This is a genomic window from Pedobacter rhizosphaerae (assembly GCF_900111155.1).
Taxonomy (GTDB): domain Bacteria; phylum Bacteroidota; class Bacteroidia; order Sphingobacteriales; family Sphingobacteriaceae; genus Pedobacter; species Pedobacter rhizosphaerae.
On the sequence record NZ_FOGG01000013.1, the window covers coordinates 40,497 to 66,748 of the forward strand.

At 41.2% G+C, this 26,252-nt stretch carries 17 protein-coding genes; 4 read left to right on the forward strand and 13 right to left on the reverse strand.

The window, feature by feature from the left end; all coding sequences use genetic code 11:
* Position 1 precedes the first annotated feature (1 nt).
* The 4 genes from BMX11_RS12155 to BMX11_RS12170 form a co-directional block, all read right to left on the reverse strand.
* On the reverse strand, positions 2 to 1,513 hold the full coding sequence (locus BMX11_RS12155; RefSeq protein ID WP_090884606.1) for an ankyrin repeat domain-containing protein: 1,512 nt from the start codon (positions 1,511 to 1,513) through the stop codon (positions 2 to 4).
* 434 nt (positions 1,514 to 1,947) lie between these two features.
* Positions 1,948 to 3,381, reverse strand: coding sequence for a TolC family protein (locus BMX11_RS12160; protein WP_090884608.1), 1,434 nt, complete (start codon positions 3,379 to 3,381; stop codon positions 1,948 to 1,950).
* Positions 3,374 to 6,544 carry an efflux RND transporter permease subunit gene (locus BMX11_RS12165; protein ID WP_090884610.1) on the reverse strand — a complete coding sequence of 1,057 codons (3,171 nt, stop codon included), beginning with the start codon at positions 6,542 to 6,544 and terminating at the stop codon, positions 3,374 to 3,376. Before BMX11_RS12165 ends, BMX11_RS12160 begins: the two co-directional genes overlap by 8 nt.
* A gap of 21 nt (positions 6,545 to 6,565) precedes the next feature.
* A complete protein-coding gene (locus BMX11_RS12170; protein WP_090884612.1) occupies positions 6,566 to 7,648 on the reverse strand; it encodes an efflux RND transporter periplasmic adaptor subunit in 1,083 nt (360 codons plus the stop codon).
* Positions 7,649 to 8,027: 379 nt separating this feature from the next.
* On the opposite strand from BMX11_RS12170, the gene BMX11_RS12175 reads away from it, so the two are divergent.
* Positions 8,028 to 8,288 (forward strand): hypothetical protein, encoded by a 261-nt coding sequence (locus tag BMX11_RS12175; protein WP_090884613.1) that lies wholly within the window; start codon positions 8,028 to 8,030, stop codon positions 8,286 to 8,288.
* 170 nt (positions 8,289 to 8,458) lie between these two features.
* Here BMX11_RS12175 and BMX11_RS12180 read toward each other — a convergent pair whose 3' ends face one another.
* Genes BMX11_RS12180 through BMX11_RS12190 form a run of 3 tightly spaced genes read right to left on the reverse strand, consistent with a single transcriptional unit; the run spans position 8,459 to position 12,645 of the window.
* A complete protein-coding gene (locus BMX11_RS12180; protein ID WP_139180179.1) occupies positions 8,459 to 8,914 on the reverse strand; it encodes a hypothetical protein in 456 nt (151 codons plus the stop codon).
* Positions 8,914 to 11,904 (reverse strand): fibronectin type III domain-containing protein, encoded by a 2,991-nt coding sequence (locus BMX11_RS12185; RefSeq protein WP_090884617.1) that lies wholly within the window; start codon positions 11,902 to 11,904, stop codon positions 8,914 to 8,916. Before BMX11_RS12185 ends, BMX11_RS12180 begins: the two co-directional genes overlap by 1 nt.
* Before the next feature lie 57 nt (positions 11,905 to 11,961).
* Positions 11,962 to 12,645 carry a hypothetical protein gene (locus tag BMX11_RS12190; RefSeq protein WP_090884620.1) on the reverse strand — a complete coding sequence of 228 codons (684 nt, stop codon included), beginning with the start codon at positions 12,643 to 12,645 and terminating at the stop codon, positions 11,962 to 11,964.
* 364 nt (positions 12,646 to 13,009) lie between these two features.
* Here BMX11_RS12190 and BMX11_RS12195 point away from each other — a divergent pair, with 364 nt between their 5' ends.
* The 3 genes from BMX11_RS12195 to BMX11_RS12205 are packed head-to-tail and all read left to right on the forward strand — an operon-like array spanning position 13,010 to position 14,935.
* Positions 13,010 to 13,948, forward strand: a complete 939-nt coding sequence (locus BMX11_RS12195) for a ring-cleaving dioxygenase (protein ID WP_090884753.1) — start codon at positions 13,010 to 13,012, stop codon at positions 13,946 to 13,948.
* Between the two features lie 4 nt (positions 13,949 to 13,952).
* Positions 13,953 to 14,579, forward strand: a complete 627-nt coding sequence (locus tag BMX11_RS12200; RefSeq protein ID WP_090884622.1) for an alpha/beta hydrolase — start codon at positions 13,953 to 13,955, stop codon at positions 14,577 to 14,579.
* Complete coding sequence (locus BMX11_RS12205) at positions 14,579 to 14,935, forward strand: cupin domain-containing protein (protein WP_090884624.1); 357 nt, start codon at positions 14,579 to 14,581, stop codon at positions 14,933 to 14,935. Before BMX11_RS12200 ends, BMX11_RS12205 begins: the two co-directional genes overlap by 1 nt.
* Positions 14,936 to 14,979: 44 nt before the next feature.
* Here the strand turns inward: BMX11_RS12205 and BMX11_RS12210 are convergent, their stop codons facing one another.
* The 6 genes from BMX11_RS12210 to BMX11_RS12235 form a co-directional block, all read right to left on the reverse strand.
* Positions 14,980 to 15,468 (reverse strand): Crp/Fnr family transcriptional regulator, encoded by a 489-nt coding sequence (locus tag BMX11_RS12210; RefSeq protein ID WP_245738651.1) that lies wholly within the window; start codon positions 15,466 to 15,468, stop codon positions 14,980 to 14,982.
* A gap of 405 nt (positions 15,469 to 15,873) precedes the next feature.
* Positions 15,874 to 17,520, reverse strand: a complete 1,647-nt coding sequence (locus tag BMX11_RS12215) for a glycoside hydrolase family 32 protein (protein ID WP_090884628.1) — start codon at positions 17,518 to 17,520, stop codon at positions 15,874 to 15,876.
* A gap of 175 nt (positions 17,521 to 17,695) precedes the next feature.
* Positions 17,696 to 19,648, reverse strand: coding sequence for a sialate O-acetylesterase (locus BMX11_RS12220; RefSeq protein WP_090884630.1), 1,953 nt, complete (start codon positions 19,646 to 19,648; stop codon positions 17,696 to 17,698).
* On the reverse strand, positions 19,648 to 21,858 hold the full coding sequence (locus BMX11_RS12225; RefSeq protein WP_090884637.1) for an alpha-galactosidase: 2,211 nt from the start codon (positions 21,856 to 21,858) through the stop codon (positions 19,648 to 19,650). Before BMX11_RS12225 ends, BMX11_RS12220 begins: the two co-directional genes overlap by 1 nt.
* A 30-nt stretch (positions 21,859 to 21,888) precedes the next feature.
* A complete protein-coding gene (locus BMX11_RS12230; protein WP_090884639.1) occupies positions 21,889 to 23,910 on the reverse strand; it encodes an alpha-amylase family protein in 2,022 nt (673 codons plus the stop codon).
* On the reverse strand, positions 23,910 to 26,240 hold the full coding sequence (locus BMX11_RS12235) for a glycoside hydrolase family 95 protein (RefSeq protein ID WP_090884642.1): 2,331 nt from the start codon (positions 26,238 to 26,240) through the stop codon (positions 23,910 to 23,912). The genes BMX11_RS12230 and BMX11_RS12235 overlap by 1 nt, the downstream gene beginning before the upstream one ends.
* Positions 26,241 to 26,252 lie beyond the last annotated feature (12 nt).

The window sequence follows — 26,252 nt, forward strand, 5'->3', positions numbered from 1 at the left end:
ATTATTTTAAGAAGCTAAGGGATACATTTTCTTTTTTCAACGTTTCATTTTCACTGGCTAAATCAAAAGCACTTTCATCAAAACCGGTTTTAATGTCCTTTTTTGCCCCGATTGACAACAGATACTTCATAATGGCATCATCCTTAGCTACCATGGCTGCCTTATGCAAAGCGGTAATTCCTTCTTTATTTTTAGCATTTACATCAATTTGCAAAGGCTGAAGGTCTTTAATTAAACTAAGCTCTCCCTTAGTTACAGCTAAGTGGTACAATGTATTTCCATTGGGTTGAGGAGCCGATAAATTAAGTCCTTTTGCCTTTAATAAATTCCATTTATTTCCAAACTCTACCGCTTTAGAAGGGGCATTTTGATTGAAACCACCACGACCACCTTCTCCACCACCAAACGACTGGATTAAGTAATAGCCTATGTTATTTCCATCGCGATCTACACTATTCACATCTGCTCCTTTAGCAATTAAGTAATTCACTACCGCAGAAGAATTGCTATTTACCGCCATAGCTAAGGGGGTTAGTCCTTTTCCATTTACCTGATTGATATTTTTAACTTTAGGTAATAATAAAGCCAATAATGCGGTGTCTCTGTTTGTTGCAGCTGCATTCATGAAAGGCGTATTCCCATCATTATCAGCTTGATTAACATCTACACCCGAAGCAAGAAAATGAGTGATAATTTCGTTTTGATTGGGTCTGCGTACTAAAGCATGCAGTACGTTTCTACCCTCTTTATTAACAGCTTTAGGGTCAACCTTTAAGCCTTCTAAATAAGTAAATACCTCTACTGGCGCACTTCCTCTGCGACCACCTTCACTAGCCGAAATCAAGGCATTTTTATCTACGGAAACCCCTTTTTGAAGTAATGCTTTTAGCACATCAATATTTCCTGCCCTTGCCGCATAGCCAAAAGCATTTGTACCTGTTGCATCGGTACTTTTCAGGTCAAGCCCTTTAGAAATAAAATAATCAGTTAGCTTAAGCTCCTTATCATTTCCAATAGCAAGTAGTAAGGCATTTGCCCCATTTCCATTTAAATCTGTTTTTAAATTGGCACCTTTAGCCAAAAACAAGTCATAAATTTTAGTGTTGGGTTGTCCCGCAGAGGCTGCAAAAATTAGCGGGCTTGTGCCATGGCTATCTTTTAAAGAGATATTTGAACCTTTAGAGATTAAGTAACCAACAATTTCTTCGTTGCCTCTACTTGCAGCCCAGTGCAGATAAATCCTGCCATCGTGAGTAGGTTTTGTAACCACATTCCCCGGTTGGGCCAATAAAAATTTAATGGTTTCGTTTGGTGCTTCGGCATTAATGGCCATTACCACGGGGTCGAAACTCATACCATTTAGCTGAGCCGGATTGGCTCCCTTTTCAATTTCAGCTTTCACTGCATTTACATCTGCCTTTCCTTGCCAAAATGACTGATCTAACAGCGTATTTTTTTGGGCCTGGGCCGAAACGGACCACAGTACAGTAAGGGCCAATAATAGTTTTTTCATTTATGGGTTATTGTGATAAGAGGTTTTATAAAAATCTGCGCTAAAATTAACAAGATTTAGTCTAAATAAGGAATTAAAATTGCTTATTTTTATTGTTACGGATGTATTAGAATTAGATTAGGGCCAAAATAGCTATCGGTTTAGACTACTTCATTCGATAATCGCTTCCCGGAGAATGGTATTTTAGACCCCTAAATATTTTCTAAACTTTAACCAAACGGTAGATTAGCTGAACTCAAAAGCCGAAAAAGCCATGAGATTGAAGGGCAATTTTAAAAGAGAACATTCATGAACTTTCATTCAGGCCGCTATACATTACCAGTGATGAATTGAAAAACTTTATAAAATAGTATTAGAACGCATTCCATAAATAGGAGCATAAAAAAGGGATGGCGAATTGAATCGACATCCCCTGAACCAACCTAACCAAAAAATTAGTTCCAGCCACCACCCAAAGCATGGTAGATATTAACCACTGCATTAAGCTGCTGTTTTTTAGTTTCTATCAACTCTAATTTAGATTGTAAAGCATCACGCTGGGTCATCAGCACTTCAAAGTAATCGGCCCTGGCAGATTTAAACAAATCATTGGAAATATCAATTGACTCGGTTAAAGCTTTCACCTGTTTAGCTTTAAGATCATAACTTTTCTGCAGGTTACCAATACTGGAAAGTTGATTGGCTACTTCTATATAGCCATTCAAAATGCTCTTTTCATATTCGTAAACAGCCTGTAATTGTTTGGCATTGGCCGAGATGTATTCTGCTTTAATGGCATTTTTATTAATCAGCGGTCCAGCCAAATCCCCTGCTAAAGAGTACAATAAAGATTCTGGAGTACGAAGCAAATAGCTCGGATTAAATGCCTGATAACCTATTCCTGCAGAGATGCCCAATGATGGATAAAATTGAGCCTTCGCCACTTTCACATCCAACTTGGCAGCGGCCAGCTCAAATTCAGCTTGTTTAATATCCGGGCGATTAGCCAATAGTTGCGAAGGAATCCCTTCCTGTATTGTTGGAGGAACAAGATCGGTGAAACTGCCTTTATCTCTTACAATTGCCTGCGGATACCGGCCTAATAAAAAGTTAATCTTATTCTCCGACTCAGTTATTTTCTGTTCAATATCGAACTCCAGGCTCTTAGAACTTAAAACCTCTGCCTGAAATTTACGAACAGCTAACTCAGTAACCCGTGTAGCCTCTTTCTGAATCTTCATTAACTCAAGGGCATTGCTCTGTAAGGCAATATTCTTTTTTACAATATCCAGCTGGTTATCCAGCGCCAGCAATTCATAATAAGAATTAGCCACTTCGGCAACCAAATTGGTCACTACAAAGTTTTTACCTTCAACAGTAGAAAGATAATGGCTTACTGCAGCTTTTTTTGCATTGCGGAGTTTATGCCAGATATCGGCCTCCCAATTCGCCTGTAACCCAAAAGCATAATCCGGTAGCGGATCTGGCACTTCTCTGCCTGGTTCAATATCGGTAGAGGCATCACCGGCACCCTGACTGGTATAGCGCCCTACTTTCTCTATCCCCGCTCCTACACGGTAGTTTACGCTCGGCAACAGTTCGCCTTTTTTAGCCCTGATCTCACTTTTTGCAATTTCTATATCCTGTAAAGTAATATTAAGCTCCTGGTTATTTTTCAGTGCAGTATCAATCAGATCAATCAAATGTGGATCGGTAAAGAACTTGCGCCATTGAATACTGGCACTGTTCAAGCTGTCCTGTGAATGACTAAAACTCGCAGGTACATTTTTATTTTCATTCCGTTGTGCAACCTCCGGCAGTTTACAAGCCGTATATGCAGCGCATATTAAAACCAGGCCAACGCTTTTATAGATGCTATTTTTAAACATTGTGTTCTATTTCTTCAGTTAATGGATGCTCTTCTTCAATCTTAATCAGTTTGTGCTTTTCGGCAATTCTACCGAAGATGTAGTATAACCCAGGAATGATAACCACCCCGAATAAAGTACCAAAAAGCATCCCGCCCGCAGCGGCAGAACCAATAGTTCTGTTACCAATTTTACCCGGTCCTGTTGCAATCATTAATGGAATTAAACCTGCAATAAAGGCAAAAGAGGTCATTAAAATTGGACGAAAACGCACTGAAGCACCTTCCAATGCCGATTTAAGCACTGAAATTCCCTGACTATGGCGCTGCACGGCAAATTCTACAATTAATACCGCATTTTTACCCAGCAAACCAATCAACATCACCATCGCTACCTGTGCATAAATGTTATTTTCTAAGCCCAGTAATTTTAAGAACAAAAAGGCCCCGAAAATACCTGCGGGTAAAGAAAGGATAACTGCCAAAGGCAAAATAAAGCTCTCGTATTGTGCTGCAAGTACCAGATAAACGAATCCCAAACAAATTAAGAAGATATAAATGGCTTCATTTCCTCTCGATACCTCATCCTTAGAAATACCCGCCCAGTCGATCCCAAATCCTCTTGGAAGGGTTTTCTTAGCCACTTCATTAATCGCCTTGATGGCTTCGCCAGAACTGTAACCTGGTGCAGATTGTCCGCTAATTTCGGATGCATTGTACATATTATGTCTGGTAATCTCTGATAGACCATATACTTTTTCCATGCGCATAAAGGCCGAAAATGGCACCATTTCATCGCGATCGTTCTTTACCGAAAGCTTCAATATATCTTGTGGTAATGCCCTGTATTGTGGCAAAGCCTGCACCATAACCTTATACTGGCGATCGTACTTGATGAAACTCGTTTCATAATTACTTCCTACAAAGGTGGAAAGCGTATTCATCGCATTATCAATGGTTACGCCCTTTTGTTGCGCAATGTCGTTATCTATACGCAACATATACTGAGGGAAACTGGCACTATAGAAGGTGAAAACAGAAGCCAGCTCTGGTCTTTTGTTCAACTCGCGAACAAAATCCTTACTTACTGTTTCCATCTTTTTATAATCGCCGCTACCCGCTTTATCCAGCAAACGCAATTCGAAACCGCCTGCGGCACCGTATCCGGGTACTGCCGGTGGACCAAAAAACTCAATAGTTGCACCTGGTATGGATTTCGATTTCTCTTCCAGCTCTCTGATCACATCCTGAGCTGAATTTTTACGCTCATGCCACTCCTTCAGGTTGATTAAACAAGTTCCGGAGTTGGCACCCGTTCCTTCCGTCAGGATCTCGTATCCTGCTAAAGAAGAAACTGATTTTACACCTTCAATATCTTCTGATATTTTTTGAAGTTTCTCTGCTACCTGATTGGTACGCTCTAAGGTAGATCCCGGAGGGGTTTGAATAATGGCATACACCATTCCCTGATCCTCATTGGGGATAAAACCCGAAGGTACACTGCCATTTAATAGGTAAACACCAAAACAAAATCCAGCTAATACCCCGAAAGTAAGTAACCTGCGGCTCACCACTTTATCTAACACCTTCATGTAACGACCAGTAAGCCGGCCAAACCAGTTATTAAAGCCATCTAAGAATTTATCGATGATAGTTTTCTTTTTAGGCTTACCATGATGGTTTTTAAGCATAATGGCACACAGGGCTGGCGTAAGCGTAAGCGCTACAATACCCGAAAGGATAATGGCTGTGGCCATAGTAATGGAAAACTGTCTGTAGAAAATCCCTACCGGCCCCGACATAAAAGTTACCGGGATAAATACCGAAGCCATTAAGAAAGTAATGGCGATAATAGCCCCGCTAATTTCCTTCATCGCTTCTTGTGTGGCCTTTAATGGAGATAGCTTGCTGTTATGCTCCATTTTGGCATGAACCGCCTCAATTACCACAATCGCATCATCCACTACTACCCCAATGGCCAGCACCAATGCAAATAGTGTGATTAAGTTGAGCGTTATCCCGAAGAACTGCATAAATACAAAAGTTCCGATAAGCGATACGGGTACCGCAATGGCGGGAATTAGCGTTGATCGCCAATCGCCCAGGAATAAAAACACCACTAAACCTACTAAAATAAAGGCCTCCACTAATGTGTGAACCACTTTTTCGATCGAAGCATCTAAGAATTTAGAAACATCATAACTGATTTCATAATCCAATCCTTTAGGGAAAGAATTTTCTTTAATCTCAGCCATTTTCGCCTTTACATCCTTAATTACCTGACTGGCATTACTACCATAAGATTGCTTTAACACGATAGCCGCAGAAGAACGTCCGTTCAAATTCGAGTACAAATCGTACATCGAACTTCCAAATTCAATATCGGCAACATCCTTCAAACGCAACAACTCGCCATCTTTACTGGCTCTCAATACAATATTTTGATACCCTTCCTTAGTGCTGTACCTGCCGGGATATTTTAACACATACTCAAAAGCTTGCGAACGTTTACCAGAACTTTCTCCTGTTTTACCTGGAGAGGCTTCTAAACTTTGCTCGTCAAGCGCTTTCATCACTTCATCGGCAGAGATTTTATAGGCCTGCATACGATCGGGCTTTAACCAAATACGCATGGCATACTCCCGGTTACCCAAAATATCTGCAAAACCTACTCCATCAATCCTTTTCAATTCTGAAAGTAAATTGATATCGGCATAATTGTACAGGAAATTTTCATTCATCTTCGGATCCTTGCTATACAAGTTAATGTACATCAGCATGTTGGATTCCTCACGACTGATTTTCACCCCTTCACGCACCACTAAAGGCGGGAGTTTGTTGGTCACCGCAGCTACGCGGTTCTGTACGTTCAGGGAAGCCTGGTTGGGGTCGGTACCCAAATTAAATACCACCTGAATAGTGGCTTCACCATCATTACCTGCGTCTGAAGCAATGTATTTCATCCCCGGAACACCGTTAAGTGCCCGTTCTAATGGGATTACTACTGATTTAATTAATAATTCGTTATTTGCTCCCGGATACTCTGCCGTGATATTAACCTTTGGCGGAGAAATGGAAGGGAATTGTGTTACGGGCAGATAGGTGATGGCCAGCGCACCCAGAAACACAATAATAAGTGATATGACTATAGAAAGGACGGGCCTTTGTATGAACTTGCCAAACATAAAATAAGTATGGGGGTTAGGTTATTCGGTTTTTAGTCCTAATTGTTTGATTACTTCCTGAGGCTGTTGGAATTTAAAAGTGATCTTATCATCATCTTTAACTTTCTGAACACCTTCCAGCAAGATTTTATCTCTGGTATCCAAGCCATCACCCAGCACATAAAGATCAGGCAACTCACCGGCAATGTTAATGGCTTTAGAATGGACAACATTGTTTTTATCTACCACAAAAACATAGGTTTTATCCTGGATATCATAAGTGGCTTTTTGTGGAATAACTAAAGCTTGCTTAAGTGGAACAACCATCTGTATTTTTCCCGTTTCACCATTTCTTAGCAGGTTATTTGGATTGGTAAATCTTGCCCGGAATGCAATGTTTCCGGTTTCATTATCAAACTCACTTTCAATTACTTCCACTTTACCTTTCGATTTCAGCAATTCATTATTCGCCAATAATAAGCCAACTTCTTGCTGTCCTTTAATTTTAGCAGAACTTTGATAATTTAGGTATTCAGGTTCAGACACATTGAAGTAAGCAAACACCTGACTGTTATCAGATAGACTGGTTAATAAAGCGCCCTCATCAACTAAACTTCCTAACTTGAGCGGGATCCGATCAATTGTACCATCAAATGGTGCCCTGATTTCAGTAAATGATAAGTGAAGTTTTGCTAAGGATGTTTCTGCATTGGCCTGTTGCAATTTTGCCTTCGCCATTGCCAGTTCATTTTTAGAAACTACATTTTTATCGGTTAACAACTTCGTATTCTGAAGTTCTATTTCTGCGGCTTTGGTTTCTGCCTGTGCTTTTAACAATTCTGCCTGTAACATGGTAGGCATAATGCGAAATAACAATTGACCCGCATGCACATGCTGGCCCTCATCTACATAAATGTTTTGGAGATAACCCTTTTCCTGAGCGCGAACTTCAATGTTTCTTACTGACCGAATTTGCGAAACATACTCTTTGGTAAAGGAGGTATCGATTTTTAATGGACTGGTAACGGCATAGGTTACAACCTCTTCTTTTTCTTCTTTTTTAGCGGTACAACCTGTTACGTAAAGCAAAGCACACAAGCCTAAGCATATGACATTTCTCTTCATCTTTTTTTGAATAGTTTAATCTGATTTATTTTCTTACTAATTTTCCTGGTTGTGGGCAACCAATTACCGATTTCGGTGTTTGATTAATATCTAAACTCCTAGTTTCAATAAATTAAGGTTACCCATTGATTCAATACTGACACGAAATAAATACAGTTTTATGAAGTTATAATGAAGACCGTTGGTTAGTCCTGAGTCGACAGTCTTTAGTCTTCAGTCTGGTTGACGGATGAAATTGGAGTAATAAAAAACAAAAGCGTTCTCACCTCATAAACAGTCATTTACCCACAACAATGTTTAAAAGGACGTATTTGTTAATATTTTATTTCAAACATTTTAAAGGTCTCAGGTTTTTATGCTTGAACTAAAAATTTAGATTATGCATAAAACAGAGACTAAAATCAGCACAGATCTTCAGCAATTCATAGAGAAGTTCGAACCTAATAAGTTTAAGTTGTTAGCCAAAGGAATAGAGATCAGAGGAAGCCGGGATCTGTACCGCAGCATTAATTTTGCTAAAGAATTAATTGAAAAAATGAAGTTGCAGTTAACGGTAAACCATACGGCAGAAATGGCCATGTATGGCGGCTTTGAGGTAATTGTTGCCCAAGAGAGCCTTCCCCTGAAACAAACGGCATAATATCAGCATTTGATAGAAATTACTGGCATTTTAATACTTAAAGAAAGCTAGCAGGATAATATCCCGCTGGCTTTCTTTTTTAGAGTATTATGCTCTCTTGTTTTGATTATTCGTGTAATCAAAATTCTATCTTGAAAATTTATACTCACTACTTGAAGAGGTAAGTAAAGTTATTCATTGCTTTCTTTAGAATAGTCGATACCATCAATAACCCAATAATGAGATTCTTCAGGAATCAAATGTAAAAACGGTTCATATTTTCCTCGCCAGTTTCCTATCATTTTATCTTCTAACGCTTGTTCATAATAAGTAGAAAGGAATAACTCATTATCAAAATCTACATATACACAAGGAATATTGCATTTAATATCATAAATTAAACCTTTTTCTTCAAGCAATTTATACGCTCTTTTCAATTCGTTAATGTCTATTCTAAACCTTTGAATAAAGTTATAATACTGTTCCTCTAAACTTACTTGTGACACGTCTTTGATCTCGCCATAACTATCCCACCACTCAACTATCCAATATTCCTTATCGCTGAAATAATATCCTGTATCATTTCCTCTTTTTCCAAAAGCAATAATTTTAGTTACCCAATTATTATTTTCTAAACTTAACATCATTATTTAACAATTTTAGCAGTGCCTTTAATGTAATTCTGTTCAATAAGCTTATGCCATTTTGATGGCAGTTCAAATGGATTTCCAGGCTGCATAAAATCCACTATTTTAGGCGCATCACCAGTCAAATTCTTTAAATTACTTGGTGCTTTGTATTGAGTAACAGCTGAAACTTTAATTTGATCATCTAACCATTTCGGCACCTCGAATTCAATAATTTCACCGCCTGATCTTTTGTTTCTTACAAAATAATCAGCATGATATTTATTATTTGTACTAATATTTAAATCCGATGCGGTGTTATTGAACGTCAAATTACCATTAGATTCAAGAGTTAATAATTCCTTACTAATTTGTCCTGCTGTTGCTCCTTGCCCTCCTTGCACCCTATAATATTTTACAGTTCCACTTCCTCCTAGTCCTGCTTGATATTGAGTCAGTTTTTTCAATGCATCAACATAGCTATTTTGGCTTTTGAAATCAGGAATACTTTCAGCTATTCGTTTCCATGCATCTATAGTTACTTCATTAGATTCTAGCGCAACCTTTAGTCTAAAATTTGTACCTAATTCTGTTATTAATTCATCTGCATAAGATTTAGGAAGTGTTTTGAATATCTCAGTCTTAAGAGCTTCGATTATCACCCCTTTTCCCTCAACCTTCTTCGTCCTCTCCCCTAGCTCCGCTACAACTTCCTCTACATCAGCCTTTCCAGCCTTTACCAGATACTCCTCAAAAGTAACAATTTTCCTTGCCCCGTTGGCCTCCCCTGCCCCAATGAACATTGCGGCCACATCTATTACCAGTTTGCCCTGTTTGTACCGGGCCAGCTCATTGGTATCGGCCAGTTTGCTGAAATATTCCTTTAATCTTTCTCCGATAGAAGCGATGGCCTTTTTCAGTTTTCCTTCGTTTTCGATGATCTCCCAGAGTACCTTTACCGTTTCCTCGGTCTCTTGAATGATCTTCTTGTTTTTGAGGCAATCGCGGGTATGGCTTTCCAAACGACGAGCCTTGAATTCGGCAAAGGCTTTTTGCACCTGCTTTTCAATCGCGGCTTCCTTGCTCAGCTCTCTGATCTCTGCCATTAGCTCGCCATACTCCTTCACATTATCCAGCAGGCCATCACAGTCTAGTAAACCGATGGTATAGGCATAGGTAATCTCAGATAGCTTTTCACTCAGATCCATCAGCCCCTTTACCTGGCCATAGGCACCATCGATCATCCCTGCCCTAAAAGGCACATCCACTGTACTGTAGTAAAAGGTTGGGTCGGTATTGGAGTTCTTCCAGAAGCAGTAAGGAACAATCCCCTCTTCGTAAGGTGCCCAATCCTCCGCCGCACATTTCTTAAAGAATTCGATTACTTTAAGCAGCTTCTCCAGCCGGGAAACATATGCGGCACCCTGTTCTTTAAAAAAACCTTCCAGACAGCCTACACTGAAATATTCTTTCAGCTTTCCCCCCGAACGATCGGGTAGGCCTAGCTGGCTATTGGTGTTGCCTATATTAACCGCGTATAACTTTACTTCACAGCCCAGCTTCTCAAACAACAGCACCTCAACTTCGCCCTTTTCAGGCTCCCGAACAGCTTTAAATGCTTCCCCGCTAAGGCTTTTGTAAGTTTTTGAAGCTCCGTCATAAGCGTAGGCCTCCCCGCTCCGAAGTTGAAAGCCTAGCAGTGCTCCCGTTACCCTGTGGGCGGTATACCGGCTTACCTGCTCCCGGTCGAGGTAGATGGCCACACCATTTGGCGTGGCAAAGGCCGCAATATTTTCTTTTTCTGTTGGCTTGCGGTCAATATTAATGACCCAGGAACTGGCCAGCTCGCGTTGTTCTTTTTCATTCGCCTGCCGCTCCCGTGCCTGTGCCTTTTCGGCATAGCTTTTTAGCTTCGTAGCCCCCGCTACCTTTTGGGTATAGCAGTCCATATCCCCAAAGCCTCCATCCGGCCCCTTCTTCGGCGTTACCGTATTCCCGTTACAATCCTTATCGCCCGCAAGGCCATTATAACCTGCCGATTTCTCCGACTGTTCAGCTCTGAGTTCCTTTTTTTCTTCCTCGCTGAGGTATGGACTTTCGGCCAGTGCATCGTAGGCTTTGTTCTCTTCCTGCTCCCGTTCCAATGCCGCTTTTTTATCGCTGGCACTGCCCGAATAATGTTCCAGGTAATCTGTACGTTTTTTAACCAGGTCAACAATACTCCCCACCAGTTCCTTCAGGTCTTCATAAACCCCCGCCACATCTGCAACCTGCAGCTCTCCCTCTTCATAGCTCGTTTCAACTACCCCATCATAAAGCTGCCTGTCGGTGTTGATCCCAATCCCCTTAAACCGCACCTTTACATTAACCTGCCCCAGCATCGGGATGGTCAAATAGCCTTCTCCGCTAAAGCTCCTGCTACCCGATACCCTGGTTATCCGCACCGGGAATTTCCCCGCGGTAAACAGTTCGCCGGCTGCGAGGGAGGAAATGGGGTTTTTATTGCTGATGCTGATCTCTGCAGCAATCATCCCACAGTTTGTGGTTACCGCATCTGTAGCATTTGCAGCCGTTTCCAGCGTAAGAACAGGCGAGTAAGTGCCATTGTCGGTCCCTGCGCTAAAGCCCCCTGTTGTACAAACCGATCCGATACGGTATTCGTAAACCAGCCCCGGTTTTAGGCCATTCAGGGTTGTACCCGTTTCCAGCGTGTTGATACTGTACCAGTTGCCCCCGCTTAAAGCCTGCTCCCGGTATTGCAGCGTATAGCCACCGGCAGGTCTGGTACCCGGGGGAGATTCCCATTTCACGGTTGCCTGTGTACCGGTAATACTCGCCTGGATAGCAGAAGGTGGTTGGCAGTCGTCCTGGTAATCGAACCAATAGATTTCGCTCCACCCATGGTTGCGATAGTTATCGGTTTGATCCCCTGTTGACGAAGTTGAGATGGCCCGCACCCGCCAGGCATAACGCTTCCCGGGGATCAGCTGGGGTTCTGCAGGGCCTAACAAGAGTGTGGTGCTGTTTACAGTACCCTGGTATAACGCCTTACTGCTCTCAAACCCCGCTTAAGGGGCCATCCCCCTGTCCCAAAGCTCTTTGAGCGTAAACTCATACCGGGTATGGAATGCCGCGGCAGGGCTTCCCATGTTCCGGGGTGTCCACTGGAAAACAACATTCTGCACTTCCCGCGCTGCTATCCGCTCGCCTTTAGCCGGCAGGTTGAGCAGCGGCGGATCATTCAGGGCCAGGTAAGCCATCGCACAGCTCTTGCGGCTAAGCAGCTGCCCGGTATTGGCCTCAACAACCTCGAAGCAGAAAGTATACATCCCTTCGGGTAACCGCCCCTCCCGTTCATAAGCTGTGCGCGAAAGACCTGAAAAATCAAGGTTACCGGCCTGAAAATAAGGGCTAAGATCAGCCAGTGAAATCCTTTGGGCAATCCCGGCATCAAGGCTGATGCTGGGATAGTAACCTCCCTCACGGCTCTTAAGCTTTAGGCTCTGGCCCTCAATGTACATCCGCAGCCGCACGTTCAGCACCGGCTTTTGCAGGTCGGTATTGGTTAGTATTACCGCAAGCCGCTCGGTTGCACCCCCATAGTATTCGTTGATATGCAAAGGGTACGGCGGAACCAGTACCGGTGTTACCTGGACGGGATAAATCTGTGCCTGCGCTGCAGAGAACAAACAAAAAAGAAATAGGAAAAACTTGAGTGGAAGGGAGAAAAAGAGCGTTTGGTTTTTAGTCATGTTTCATCGTTCTGCCGAACGGACAAAAACAAACGCATTAAAGCACACGCTGTTCAGGCCATCCGAAATGGTCAAAACGTTGTATGCACAGCAAGAAAAGCCATCGCCTTTATGGCACAACGTAAACTAAACTGTTAAATGGGATGGGGCAAAAAAAGTCTGTATTTATACTATAACTACAGGAATGAGTTGATTTATAGGTATAAAGTAAAGGTATTCATCAACAAAAACCAAATTAACTTTAAAATGGTGTAAGGGCAGTTAAGTTTAACATCCTCTATCAATGTTTTTCATTTCTTGAACTAGTTCAATGTCCAGGGATTTTGTTCGCCATAACTTTGAATTATCAAAAACGAAAAAGAAAATGAAAAATCAAATTTTAGGTATCCACCACATCACTGCCATAGCAGGAAACGCAAAACGTAACTTCGACTTTTATACCAAAGTTTTAGGTTTAAGATTCATCAAAAAAACAGTCAATTTTGATGATCCACACACTTATCATTTTTACTTTGGTGATGAACAAGGAAGTGCCGGAACCATTTTAACTTTTTTCCCATGGGGAGATGAAATCCAACAAGGACGTAAAGGTTCTGGAATGGCTACAGAAATCGGCTACAGCGTTCCGGAAAACAGTTTAGATTTTTGGATAGAACGTTTCGAGAAATACAATGTTACTTATAATAAGCCTGCGGTTAAATTTGGCGAAAAATACTTAACATTTCTTGACCCAGATGGTTTGAAACTAGAATTAACAGAAGTTAAGAATGATACCCGTAAACCCTGGGAAACTGCAGAAGTAAATACAGCGGTTGCTACAAGGGGTTTTCACCATATTACCCTGACCTTAAAAAATATTGAAGCTACAGCTTTTATACTAACTGAAGTATTTGGATACAGGTTACTAACAAAAGAAGCCAACAGATCACGCTATATTACTGACGCGGTTAATGAAGCTGCAATTGTTGACTTAGTAGAGATCGAAAGCGAAAAAAGAGGCTTCAATGCCAATGGAACAGTGCATCACGTAGCTTTTAGGGTAAAAGATGACGAAGCTTTAATGGAGTATAGAGATAAAATTGTAAAACTAGGACTTAACATTACCCCACAAATCGACAGGAATTATTTCCATTCACTTTACTTCAGAGAACCAGGAGGTGTATTATTTGAAATTGCTACCGAAAATCCTGGCTTTACTGTAGATGAGCCATTAGCAGAATTAGGCAAAAACCTTAAACTACCTGCTCAATACGAAAGCAGAAGAGCAGAAATAGTTGAAACACTTGTTGATTTAGACAACTAATACCATGGAATATCAACCCTTAAAATACATCTATAAACCTTCAGGAATTGAAGGTGCAAATACCCTACTCCTTTTGCATGGAACGGGTGGCAATGAACAAGACCTCTTACCGATTGCCGATTATTTCGGCAATCGGTTCAATGTACTTTCGGTAAGGGGAAATGTAAGCGAGCATGGTATGCCCAGATTTTTCAAGCGCTTGGGCATGGGCGTATTTGATGAAAAAGATTTGCAATTCCGTACAGAAGAGCTAATTCACTTCCTGGGAGTGCTGGCAACCAAAGAAGGTTTCGACCCTAACAAAATTATTGCCTTAGGCTATTCTAACGGAGCAAATATTGCCGGTTCTGTATTGGTTACCCATCCTGATTTATGGAGTGGAGCCATACTGTTCAGACCGATGCAACCCTACCAGGTAATGCCTGCAGTTAAGAATGAGAAAGGTATACCGGTTTTTATGAGCTCGGGAAAATCAGATCATACAGTAGCCATTGCATCAGTAAAAGGTTATCAGGAGGCATTGAATAATGGAGGTTTTAACGCCACATTGCACCAAATCAATACCAGCCATGGCCTTACACAAGAAGATATAGAGCTTGCAGTGGGGTGGTTCAACCAAAATTTTAAATAATGGAAACTTTTCAATTGACCCGAATCTATGCGGATGAAAATGGCGAAAGTCATTTTGAAGACCTGACCATCCCTTTATTGCCCAATGGGGAAATCGGATTCCTTTCTGAGGCAGAAAATACCAAGAGTATTATCTTCAGGAAGGTAAAACCTGATTATGATTTTGATTTCCATCATGCGCCGCAGAAACAATACATCGTTTTACTGGATGGAATAATCGAGATTGAAACCTCTGCCGGAGAAAAAAGAAGCTTTACCGGAGGACAAATCCTGCTGGTAGAAGATACCTGGGGAAAGGGTCATAGAACAAAAAATATTCAGTCCAGTCTGAGATCCAGCATTTTCATTACCTTATAATTTTTCGTTTTGATCAACAGGGCTCTAACATATTCGGAGTCCTGTTATTTTTCTTTGGCCATTCGTGTACGTACTTTGCTCAAAAACTCGGCTGACATGCCCAGATAGGATGCGATATAATGCTGAGGTACGCGCTGAGGGATAGTAGGATAATGGGCTAAGAAATCGAGATACTTTTCGTGTGCCGTTTTCGAAATACTGAAGTACAACCTGTTTTGCAATACATTAAGATAACGTTCGACCAAAATGCGATAAAAACGTTCAAATCTGGGCACTGCATTTAGAAGCTCCTCTTTACTTTGGGGACTGAGGTAAAGCAGCTCACAATCCTCAAGCGTTTCAATGAAAATATTTCCTGGTTGTTGTGTAGAGAAACTGGGTATGTCACTGATCCAGTTATTTTCGATCGCAAACTGAATAATTACTTCCTGCCCCTGCTCATTAATGTAATATTTCCTTAAGCAACCCTTATTTACAAAGGCTTCAAAATGACAGATTTCCCCTGCCCTGAGCATATAGGTTTTCTTTGGCACAGTTTTAAACTTGAGCAGTTGATTAAAAACCAGTAACTCGTCCTCTTTAAACGAGATCTTACTTAAAACACTATGGTTAATCTGAGAATACAAAATATTGAATTTGATGGATGATTGGGAAATTCAAAATTAATTAAAAAGACTTAGATACCACCAAACCCATATGAGAATAAAAGATAATGGAAGAGGGGCTAATGATAGTGCCACCAAGTACATCTTACATCTCTACATCTATCTCAATTAATGTAAAAGGGAAAAATGGAAGATGGATTAGCCAAAATGCCATGAAGTCCATCTCACATCACATCTATCTCAATTAATGTAAGAGGGAAAAATGGAAGATGGATTTGCCAAGATGCCACGAAGTCCATCTTACATCAACACATCTTACATACTTTAAATAATTTACCAGATTGATTTCACCGAAAACACCTCTAAATCCTTCACTGTTATGTTGGTTCCCCAAAAACGAAGTCCTTCCTTGTTATTGGCATCTAATTTTCGCTGGATAGAATAAGAATAAGCGCCGCCATCAATAAACACTTCTACAGAAGTTCTGTCTATATAAATATCAGCAGAAATTTCCATGCTCGCCATATCCTGAGGGGAATAAAACACACCGTTTACCAGGTTAAAGTTCATATCATAATCCAATATCCGCTGGCCGTTAAGACTCAGCCCTGCACTGGTGGCATGAGATAATTTAATCCTGGTTTTGATGCGCAGTTTATCGCTTCCCTGGTATGTTTTCAGCTTTTCATTTGCAGCTGCTTCAGTTAAATTCTCCCATTTGTTTTCGGTACTAAATAACTGTTCAGCTTCTTTGATTGGTTCGCTAAACAGTCTTACACCATCTTTTGTCGTTTTAAGCTTAAGTTCTGTTGGCAATAACATCATCCCGTTGAAAGGCATGCCTTCATGGCTAATTCTACCCCAACCCAATTGAATTCTTCTTCCATCCGATTCTGGAATATTACTGAAAGTTTGTGCGGCATAAATGGTCCCTGTTACATAGTAATATTTGCCGGTTTCGGGCATAAATTTCTTCCCATCAAACGAACCCAGCATATAGGTATTGGATGCGCCGTACATTACCCACTTGGTTTTAGTTTTATCGCCATCAATGGGTAATTCGAATAAATCCGGGCACTCCCAAAAACCTGTAGTATGGCTTTCGTAAGTCCAGTCGAGTAAATTTTTAGAAGTATAAATAGAATGCCCATCCCTTTCATTGAGCACCATAACCCAATGATTTCCTGGCTTGTACCAAAACACCCTTGGATCTCTGGTATCTACACTATTCCATTTTGCTTTCGAATCAATTACCGGGTTCTTGCTGTATTTAGCCCAGGTACGTCCCTTATCCAAACTATAAGCGATACATTGTGTTTGTTTATCGGCTGTATTAGCCGTGTAAGCGGCAACCATGGCTGGTGTACTTCCTTTATTAAAACCCGCTGTGTTGGTGTAATCGATCACCGCTGATCCGGAAAACATGGTTCCCAGTTCATCCGGAAGAAGTGCCACAGGCAGCTCCTGCCAATGGATCATATCTTTGCTTACTGCATGCCCCCATGACATATTTTCCCACTCCCGTTCGTAAGGGTTATGTTGATAAAAGAGGTGATACTCTCCTTCGTAAAAGATCAATCCGTTCGGATCATTTATCCACCCTCTCCTGGAAGTAAAATGAAACTGGGGCCGGTTTTTCTCTTTATAAATGAGCTCCTGACCTTCAATTTCATCATGCTGATAAATCTTTTGCAGTCCGGAGGATTTTCCGTCATAACTGATTTTGATGGTTTTACCCTTTAAGGCAGTCACATCACAAAACACCCAATACTCTGGTTCATCTCCGGATAACCGGATTTTAAAAACCCTTTCCGTTTTACCACCCAGTTCAAATTTCATATTTCCCCGCTCCTGTTTTTGGGATACCGGGAGATTGAGGTATTTTTTAGTAATCTTAATGGTAATGTCATCCGCAACAGCGGCTTGAAAAATGAACAGCAGAATTCCGATGCCCAATATTGTCTTAATGGTAACTTTCATTTTGGTTAGAATGAACTTTGAGTAAATGAATTACAGCGCCTAAAGAAACTGTTCAGTAAACTTAACTAAAAGGTTTTACTTAATAAATAATTATTCAACTTTACTGGAGTGAGCAATTAAATTTAGTAAACTGTTCTAATACAGACTCTCATTCAATCATTCTCTAATTCACTCATTAATTATCATCCGTTCTAAAAGGCGTGGCGGGTAAGCCCGATTTGTTGGTCAGGTTTGCCTCTGGATTATCTGCCCAGCCATACCGTACCGCTACCGGATGAGGCACATCGGGAGCGCTTACGATAATCTTATCGCCAATAATTTTTGCATCTGCCCAGTAGAATTTACGGTCTTGGCCTGCAATTGAAAATCCGGTTAGGCTTTTTCCGGTAGATTTGAGTTGCTCGGCAAAATTGAAACTAAGTTCAACAGACTGATTAACCACTTTCATGCTGCTATACTGAGGACCAGAATAAGCAATATGCTTTCCATATACCTTAGCCAGTGCAATTAAGGCCAAACGCTTGCCCACCTCTTGCTTGTTTTTGGGATGAATATCCTGAGAATCGCCAATATCAATGGTTACCGCCATGCCAGTATTTGGAAGTGCCAACGTATTCAATTGCGCATCCCTAAGTTCTGCCCATTGTGAGTCACCAGGGGTGGAAGTTTTCGCTTTAAAATTGGCCAATTGAACAAAGAGGAAAGGGAAATCACCTATGTTCCAATGTCTACGCCAATCTTTTATCAGAGAAGGAAAAAGTGTACGGTATTGCGCTGCACGTTCGGCATTCGACTCGCCTTGATACCAGATCGCGCCTTTGATGGTGTATTTCAGAAAAGGATTTACCATCGCATTAAACAATACGGTAGGCCGGTTAGCGGTTTGGTTAGATGAAGGTGAAGGACCAACCTTTTTTAAATCCAGGGCTACACGATAAAGCCAATCTCCACTCAAATCTATTTTACCGGCATTGCCCAAATCTAGAAACACCTGACTTTTTTCGCCATAAATTCCGCCGCCGCCGCCACTATCCATTACACGAACCACCAATAAATGCTCGCCAGGGGTTAAACTTGCAGCTGGAATTTTATATTTTCTATTTTGGTTGTAACCTACAGTTTCACCTATAAGTTTACCATCTAAAAAGGTCATGTCGTTATCATCAATTTGCGCCAGGCTGAGTTTTGCATCTTCTTTCGGCTGCTCGATAATTACAATCTTCCTTTTAAGGTAAACAATACCATCAAACCCGGGCAGTGCAGTATCTTCCCACAATGCAGGAACAGTCATTCTACTCCAATCTTTTTCGGTAGCATCAGTAGTCCAAGTATATTTACCGCCACTAAACCCGAGGTCTGATTCCCTAACCTTTTTCTCCCAGTTTTCTTGTAATTTCTCTTTATCTACATTTTTGTTCAGCAATGCCTCAGTTTGAATGCGTTCGGTTTCTGCTTTAAAATCTGGAAGTGTTTTAAGCGTTTGGGCACTTGTCCAGGCCTCAGCAATTGTACCACCCCATGAAGCATGAATTAAGCCAATGGGAATACCTGTATTTTTATAAACTTCTCTTGCAAAGAAATACGCGGTAGATGAAAATTCAGAGATCGTATTTGGCGAGCAGTTTTGCCAGCCTCCAGAAGAAATGCTCGCCTCTTCAATGGGCAAATCAGCCGTTACATGGTTAACCTGAAGCAATCTGATATTGGGATAATTGGCCTGACGGATCTCTTCCTCATAGTTATTTACCTTTCCCCAGCGTGCCAAAGGCATTTCCATATTGGATTGGCCAGAGCAAAACCAAACCTCCCCAATCATCACATTGTTTAAGGTCAATACTTCGCCATCAGAAATAGTAATGGTATACGGGCCTCCATATGCAGGTGTAGCCACCTTAATCTCCCATTTGCCAACTGCATTACTTTTAACCGCATAGGATAATTTGTTCCAGGAGCATTTTACAGTGACATTTTTTGCTGGTGTTGCCTTTCCCCAAAGCGTAACCTTTGTTTTTTGCTGCAAAACCATGTTGGAGCCAAGTGCAGCAGGAAGGGTAATCTTCGCTGAAAGATTAAAACTATTTAAGAGAAATGTCGCTACAATAATAATTGCCGCCGATTTTAAATTCATTATTTTACCTCCTCTAGTTTAAGCACTACACTGGTTCTGCTTGCGTTAACGTTTGGATTATAACCAATTTTCGTTAAGAAATCGCCACTGTAAACCTGGGTCGCATCCAAAGTGCTTTTAGTTCCCGGATAAAGATTGATCTCTGTTAGTTTGTAATTTTTATTGGGATTGAGCCCCTGCATTTTAATAGGCAATTTACTCTTTTCTTCATATCGGTTATTCACCAGATAATTAAAAACCACCCCCGATGCTTTATCTGCATTCAGATACAACATGGCCGCTACACTTCCCTCTCTTGGATTAGCCAGGCGATATTGGTCTCCCTGCCAGATATCCGTTTTAAGTACATTATAATTTTTTATCGCCTCCTGGCAAAACAGCAAATCTTTTTCGGGTAATTTCGATACCACAATATCAAAGCCCAGCTTGCCCATCATGGCCACATCTGTTCTGAATTTGATGGGTTGTTTTCCCCAGTCGGTAACGTGGTTAGCGCTGCTAATGGCAGGATAGAAATACGAATATTCCCATTGCATGAAGATTCTTTCCATGGGGTCGGTATTATCGCTTGGCCAGAATTCGGTAAAATATTTCAGGGCGGCATAATCTACCCTTCCACCTCCACCGGAGCATAACATCATCGGCACTTTAGGATATTTGGTTCGTATTCTTTCTAAAACACGATACAAACCTTTCACATAATCGATGTAAAAGGCAGCCTGATTTTCTTTTAAATGGGCGGAATAAGCATTGTAAATTACGGCATTACAATCCCATTTGATATATGATAACGAAGGATTTTTAGTAAAAAGACCATCAACAATTCCGAACACAAAATCCTGTACCTCAGGATTACTTAAATCCAGAACCAATTGATTTCTGAAATAATGCTCTGCCCTTTTAGGTTGTTTAATTACCCAACTCGGATGTTTTTCATAAAGTTCACTTTTCGGGCTAACCATTTCAGGTTCTATCCAGATCCCAAACTTTACCGCATTTCCTTCGGCTTCTTTAACCAGTGAGGAGATTCCGTTTGGTAACTTGCTTTTATTTTCCTGCCAATCGCCTAAGCCCACGCGATCGCTATTTCGCGGATATTTATTACCAAACCAACCATCATCCAGTAAAAATAGATCTACCCCCAGCTTCTTGGTATCTTTCAGCAAAGCGGCAAGCACCTGCTCGTTAAAATCGAAATAAGTGGCTTCCCAGTTGTTCAGTAACGTTAAACGGTCTCCCTTTCCATCCAAAATCTGATAGTTACGTGCCCAGTTTTGTAATTGTCTGCTGGCGGCGCCCTTACCCTGATTAGAAAAAGTGTACAGGAATTTCGGGGTTACAAAAGCCTCATTAGGTTTTAATTTATAGGGAGAGGCATAATTGTTCATTCCGGCAATTATGCGAAGGTTATCCTGGTAATCTACTTCCAGATCTATCCTAAAATTACCGCTCCATTCCATTGCCCCATAAAGCACGCTTCCATTATTTTCTGTAGCAGGTGCATCCAGTGAAACCATAAAAACAGAAGGTTGGAAAAGATTGGCTCTTGTACCCAGCTTACTATCTAAAGTTTTAATCCCGTGGGTAATGCGACTTTCCTCAGGCTGCATTTCTAAGGCCCAATCGCCATGATATTGCTTCAGGTAATAATCTTTGGCCTTCAAATGAAGATTAGCTGATGCAAATTTCTGCAATATGACATTGCCCTTCTCCTGGTGTTTAATTTCCGTCCATTGCTCAAAAACATTCTCTTTAAAGTACGACTGATAATATAGCTCCACCTGAAAATTATAGGCTGGATCTTTTAAGAGGATCTTGGTTAAGCTGGTATTATCGTTGATCTTTCTGGTTTCGTGTGAAACATAGGAAAGGTTCAAGCTATTATTCCCATCACTGTGTACCACCGAAATGGCAGGCTCCAGTAAATTTCTCGAACCTGATGGTGTGTAAACTGAATTTAGTTGACCGGTATAATCTTCTGTTTGCTTATAAGTGCCACCAATTAACCCATACTCCTTTGTTGAGACTAGCTTCTGACCAAAATATTGAATGGTAACATCGCCACCGTTAACGGCTTTCAATACCAGTGCCTGATTTTCGGTTTCGATGGGAATAATGGTTTGAGCCTTACTGAGCTTTCCCGTAAAAAGTAATGAAACGAGTAAAACTGTAGCTCGGGAGACTTTTCTAAGACGAACAGATCTGTACATTTTATTTTGTTTAGGTTATTGATAGATAGATTAATGTGATGATGAAACCTGGAGTAAAATAGCCTGCTCAGGTTGCAGTTTAATAGTAGTATGATTTTGAATGTGATACGGTGTTCCGCTGATTAGTTCTTTAGCTTCAACAAAACTTCCTGCAATATTTAAGCGCTCAAAATGGATTGGAATTTCCTGCGCTGTTTTGTTGTAATTGAATATGGCCAGGTATTTCTTATTTCCAAAATGCTTTATAAACAAGTTGGAAGCTTCTTTTTGAAGCGCCCCTTCTACCGGCTGAAAGGCTTTTCCATCTTTTAAAACCGCTAACACTTCCTGATTTTGGAATAATTTTTTAGCCCTTTCAGTCCAGGGGCCATGCTGCGAAAAATCATCGCCACAGATAAAAGTACCCGTAACTATTGCTGAAAGCATCCTGGAAACATTGGTTTCGTAAGATTCTGTACCCAACACTACATGATCGCCATCTACATAATCATAAAGATGGGTTTGCCACCAGCCATTGGTTACACTATTTAGGGTGTATTTAGTATCGTTAATAGATTTAAAAGCATCGCAGGCAATTCGCCTTACATGCACATATGGAGCTGTGGCCAGGCTTGGTGATATTGCTGCATACACTAACATTTTATTATCCAGTTCCTGGAGTAAAAAATCCATTCCAAATCGGTAAGCCTGCATACCAGTTTGAATTTTGGCATTATAAAAATGATCGGATTCTACCGCAGCATGACCTAAAAAGTCTATTTTAATCATCTCAAAACCACAGGCTTTAAACTTCCCGATCATATATTTTATCCGCTGCAAAGTGCCCGGATGGGTAGGATCTAATGCTCTGGCCCCATCAAAATCGTGGTAGCCCTTGCCTATTTTAGTCCACATTTCTGAAAAATTGTAATCTACACCATTTGCCTTACGATCGCCTCCGGCAGCAAAACCCCAATCGGTAAAGGGTGCCCAGTAAATACCGGGTTTTAGCCCCTTGCTTTTGCAGTAATCGGCAAATGCTTTGAGTTTGGAATAATCTTCATGCTGCACCAGGTTATCCCAGTAAGAATCCAGATCAACAAAACATACACCATCATTTCTAAAATTTTTTAAACTATCGGCAAAAAAATCGACCACCTTCATGGCTTTCTCCTGAGATATTTTTTCCTGCATTACGCCCCAACTGTTCCAACCGATTGGCGTGGGCTTGTTCCATTTAAAAACTACTCTGGTTTGGTTGGCTTTAACTGCTTTGGCAAACTCTTCCATACCCAGGCGCCAATCCGGAAAATAACCAAACAATACTTTAGCTGAAGCAATGGTATTTCCACTTAAAAAACCATGTGCCAGTCGATCTCTGGTTAATTCATAAGCGGTATAACCACAAATAGCACTCATTTCGGCATTTGCGTTTTGCTTTTGCGTTTTAATTCCTGTTTTCCAGTCGGCCTGTTGCAACGAACCCATTACCAGCCCATTACGAGTAGCATTGCTGTATAAAACACCTAGCTCTGCGCTGATGGATTGATCTGTTTGAGCCCAGCTTTTCGCTTCATAGCTGATAAAAGTATCATTATCAAAGGGCGCGATTAAGGTGGTTAAATCCGGATTTTCCAAACCTGCCTTAAGCGATGCATGAATTGGAATGATGTGGTTCGTTTTTAAATTTTCTCCGGTAACAACCAACTGCATCACGAAATAATTATGGCCCGGATAGGTATAAATAACCTGTTGGAGGTTGGGAAGACCAACCCCTGAAAGCTTGATCACATGTTTCCTTCCCTTGCCCAAAGCATCGCTGTAAGCCTGATTAGAATAACTGCGACTAGTATACTGGCTGGATTTAACTGTCTTTCCATCAATTTCTAACGATGAAGTGATATTTGATGCGATTTCCTGGCCATTTAGCCAGGCACTGATATTCCCCTGCCCGCGATCAATTTTGATGATGCCGTTCTTTCCAAAGGAAATCTCCTGCGCCGTCGTTTTCACACTCAAAAAGAGCACCAAAACTACCATCAGTATGCTGCTGGTTGATAAATATTTCATCATTATATTTTTGCTGCCACTATCTCTTTAACCACGCCATTTACCTTAATTTTTACTTTACGTGGCTGCTTTGAGGTAATTTTATAATTTACCACCTTGCCAGCTTTCCATTCCATATCTACCGTAAAGTTGCCTCTTGCGCGAATTCCCTTTGCCTTACCACCCGATTTCCAATTGGCAGGAACAGCAGGTAAAAATTCGATATACCCCTCATGGCTTTGGATCAACATTTCGGCTATGCCGGCAGTTGCACCAAAGTTGCCGTCGATTTGAAAAGGCGGACCCGCAGAAAGCAAATTGGGATAAATACCACCTCCGGCACCGTAATTAATATCTGTCCTTTCGGTTGGCTTCAACAATTCTACCAGTAATTTTTGTGCGCGTTCGCCATCCTGCAACCTTGCCCAAAACAACAATTTATAGGCAATAGACCAGCTTGGTCCATCATCTCCCCTAACCTCGAGGGTTTTCTTGGCTGCCTCTGCCAGGGCAGGTGTTTTGCTTGGGGTTATCAGCGATGCTGGATAAAGACCATACAAATGAGAAATATGACGGTGTTGTGGATCGGTTTCCTTATAATCTCTGATCCATTCCATTATTCTACCATCCGCACTGATATTTCCGGCAGGGGGAACTGATTTCAATTTCTCTAACAAACTTTTTCTAAAGTCTGCATCAACTCCTAATTCTTTTGCGGCATCAATTACATTGGTAAAAAGTTCTCTTACAATTTGATTATCGATGGTTGGTCCCATAGAAATACTGGCAGTTTTACCATTAGGCAGATAAAAAGTATTTTCGGGAGAAACAGAAGGTGCGGTAACCAGCCAGCCTGTTTGTGGATCTTTAATCAAAGCATCAGCATAAAACTGAGCCGATCCTTTTAAAATCGGATATATTTTTTTGAGGTAGTTTTTATCGTTACTGAAAGCATAATGATCCCAAAGGTTGTTGCACAACCAACCCGAACCTGCATTTGATGCACCCCACGAAGCGCTTTCTCCGGGCTCGGTAAATCCCCAAACATTGGTAATGACATGGGCTATCCATCCATTGGCATTGTAATAAGCTTTTGCTGTTCGTTCTCCAGGTTTAACCATTCCCGCCACCAAATCTGCCAGTGGCAAGTTCAGTTCTGAAAGGTTACTCACCTCTACAGGCCATTGGTTCATTTGAATATTCACATCAAGGTGATAATCGCCATTCCAGGGTGTACGGATCTGGTTTGCCCAAAGTCCCTGCAAATTAGGGGGTAACAAACCTACCCGGGTGCTACAAATGCTTAAATAACGTCCAAACTGATAAAAAAGCACCGGGAAACCATTGTCGTCCTGTGGCCTGGCGTGATAATTAATTAAACGCTGATTGGTTGGAACCTGATCGTTGCTTGTGCCATCAATGTTTAAACTTAAGCGATTAAAAAGCTTCTGGTAGTTGCGAATATGCCCTGAAAGTTCCTCCGTATATTTTCTGGCACTTGCTTTGGCTAAACGCTGGTTTTGCCTGGTCTTAAAATCAGCATCTTTAAAATCCGTTCCTGCAGAAATGTATATCAATATAGCTGATGCATCTTTAACCTGAATCGTATTTTTGTTAACCTGCTGTGTTCCATCGCTGGTTACCACTTTTACCTTGGCAGAGTAACGCATCCCTTTACCATCGATGCCATTATGCAGCTGACCAAAAAGTTCTAACACACCATTTTCTACCCGGGTATCAGCACGTTCTGGTCTTGAAATAGAAAGTTCAATGCCGAGTTGTTTAGGCTTAGAAGCAGTAAGACGGATGATGCTCACATCATTATCGAAACTGGTGAAGTACTCACGTGTATAGGTAATATCCTTAACCTTAAAAGTGGTTTTAGCTACGGCACGATCAAGTGAAAGCTCCCTGTAATACTCGCTTGGGTTTACATTTTGATTGGCGTATTGATAATCGATCTTTAAATTTCCCAACACCTGGAAACAACCATAATTTGCACCCCCAGAGCCCTCGCCCTTACAAATAAAATTCTTGTTCACTAAATCCTGGGCTTCATCATTCTTCCCTTCTAAAATTAACCTTCTAATTTCAGGAAGGCTTTTATTGGCTTCATAATTATTGGCATCCTGTGGCGCACCAGACCAAAGTGTAATGTCGTTTAAAACAATATTTTCAGATTTTACACCGCCATCGGGCATCATACCCAAACGGCCATTACCCAAAGCGAGCGTTTCTTCCCACTTTTGCGCAGGCTTATCGTACCATAAGCGTAATTTCTCTTGTGCTATAAGCTGTGTAGAAAGGAAGGTAAAAGTGATTAAAAAACCTACTTTTAGTCTGGTTTGCATCATTGTACTGGTTAG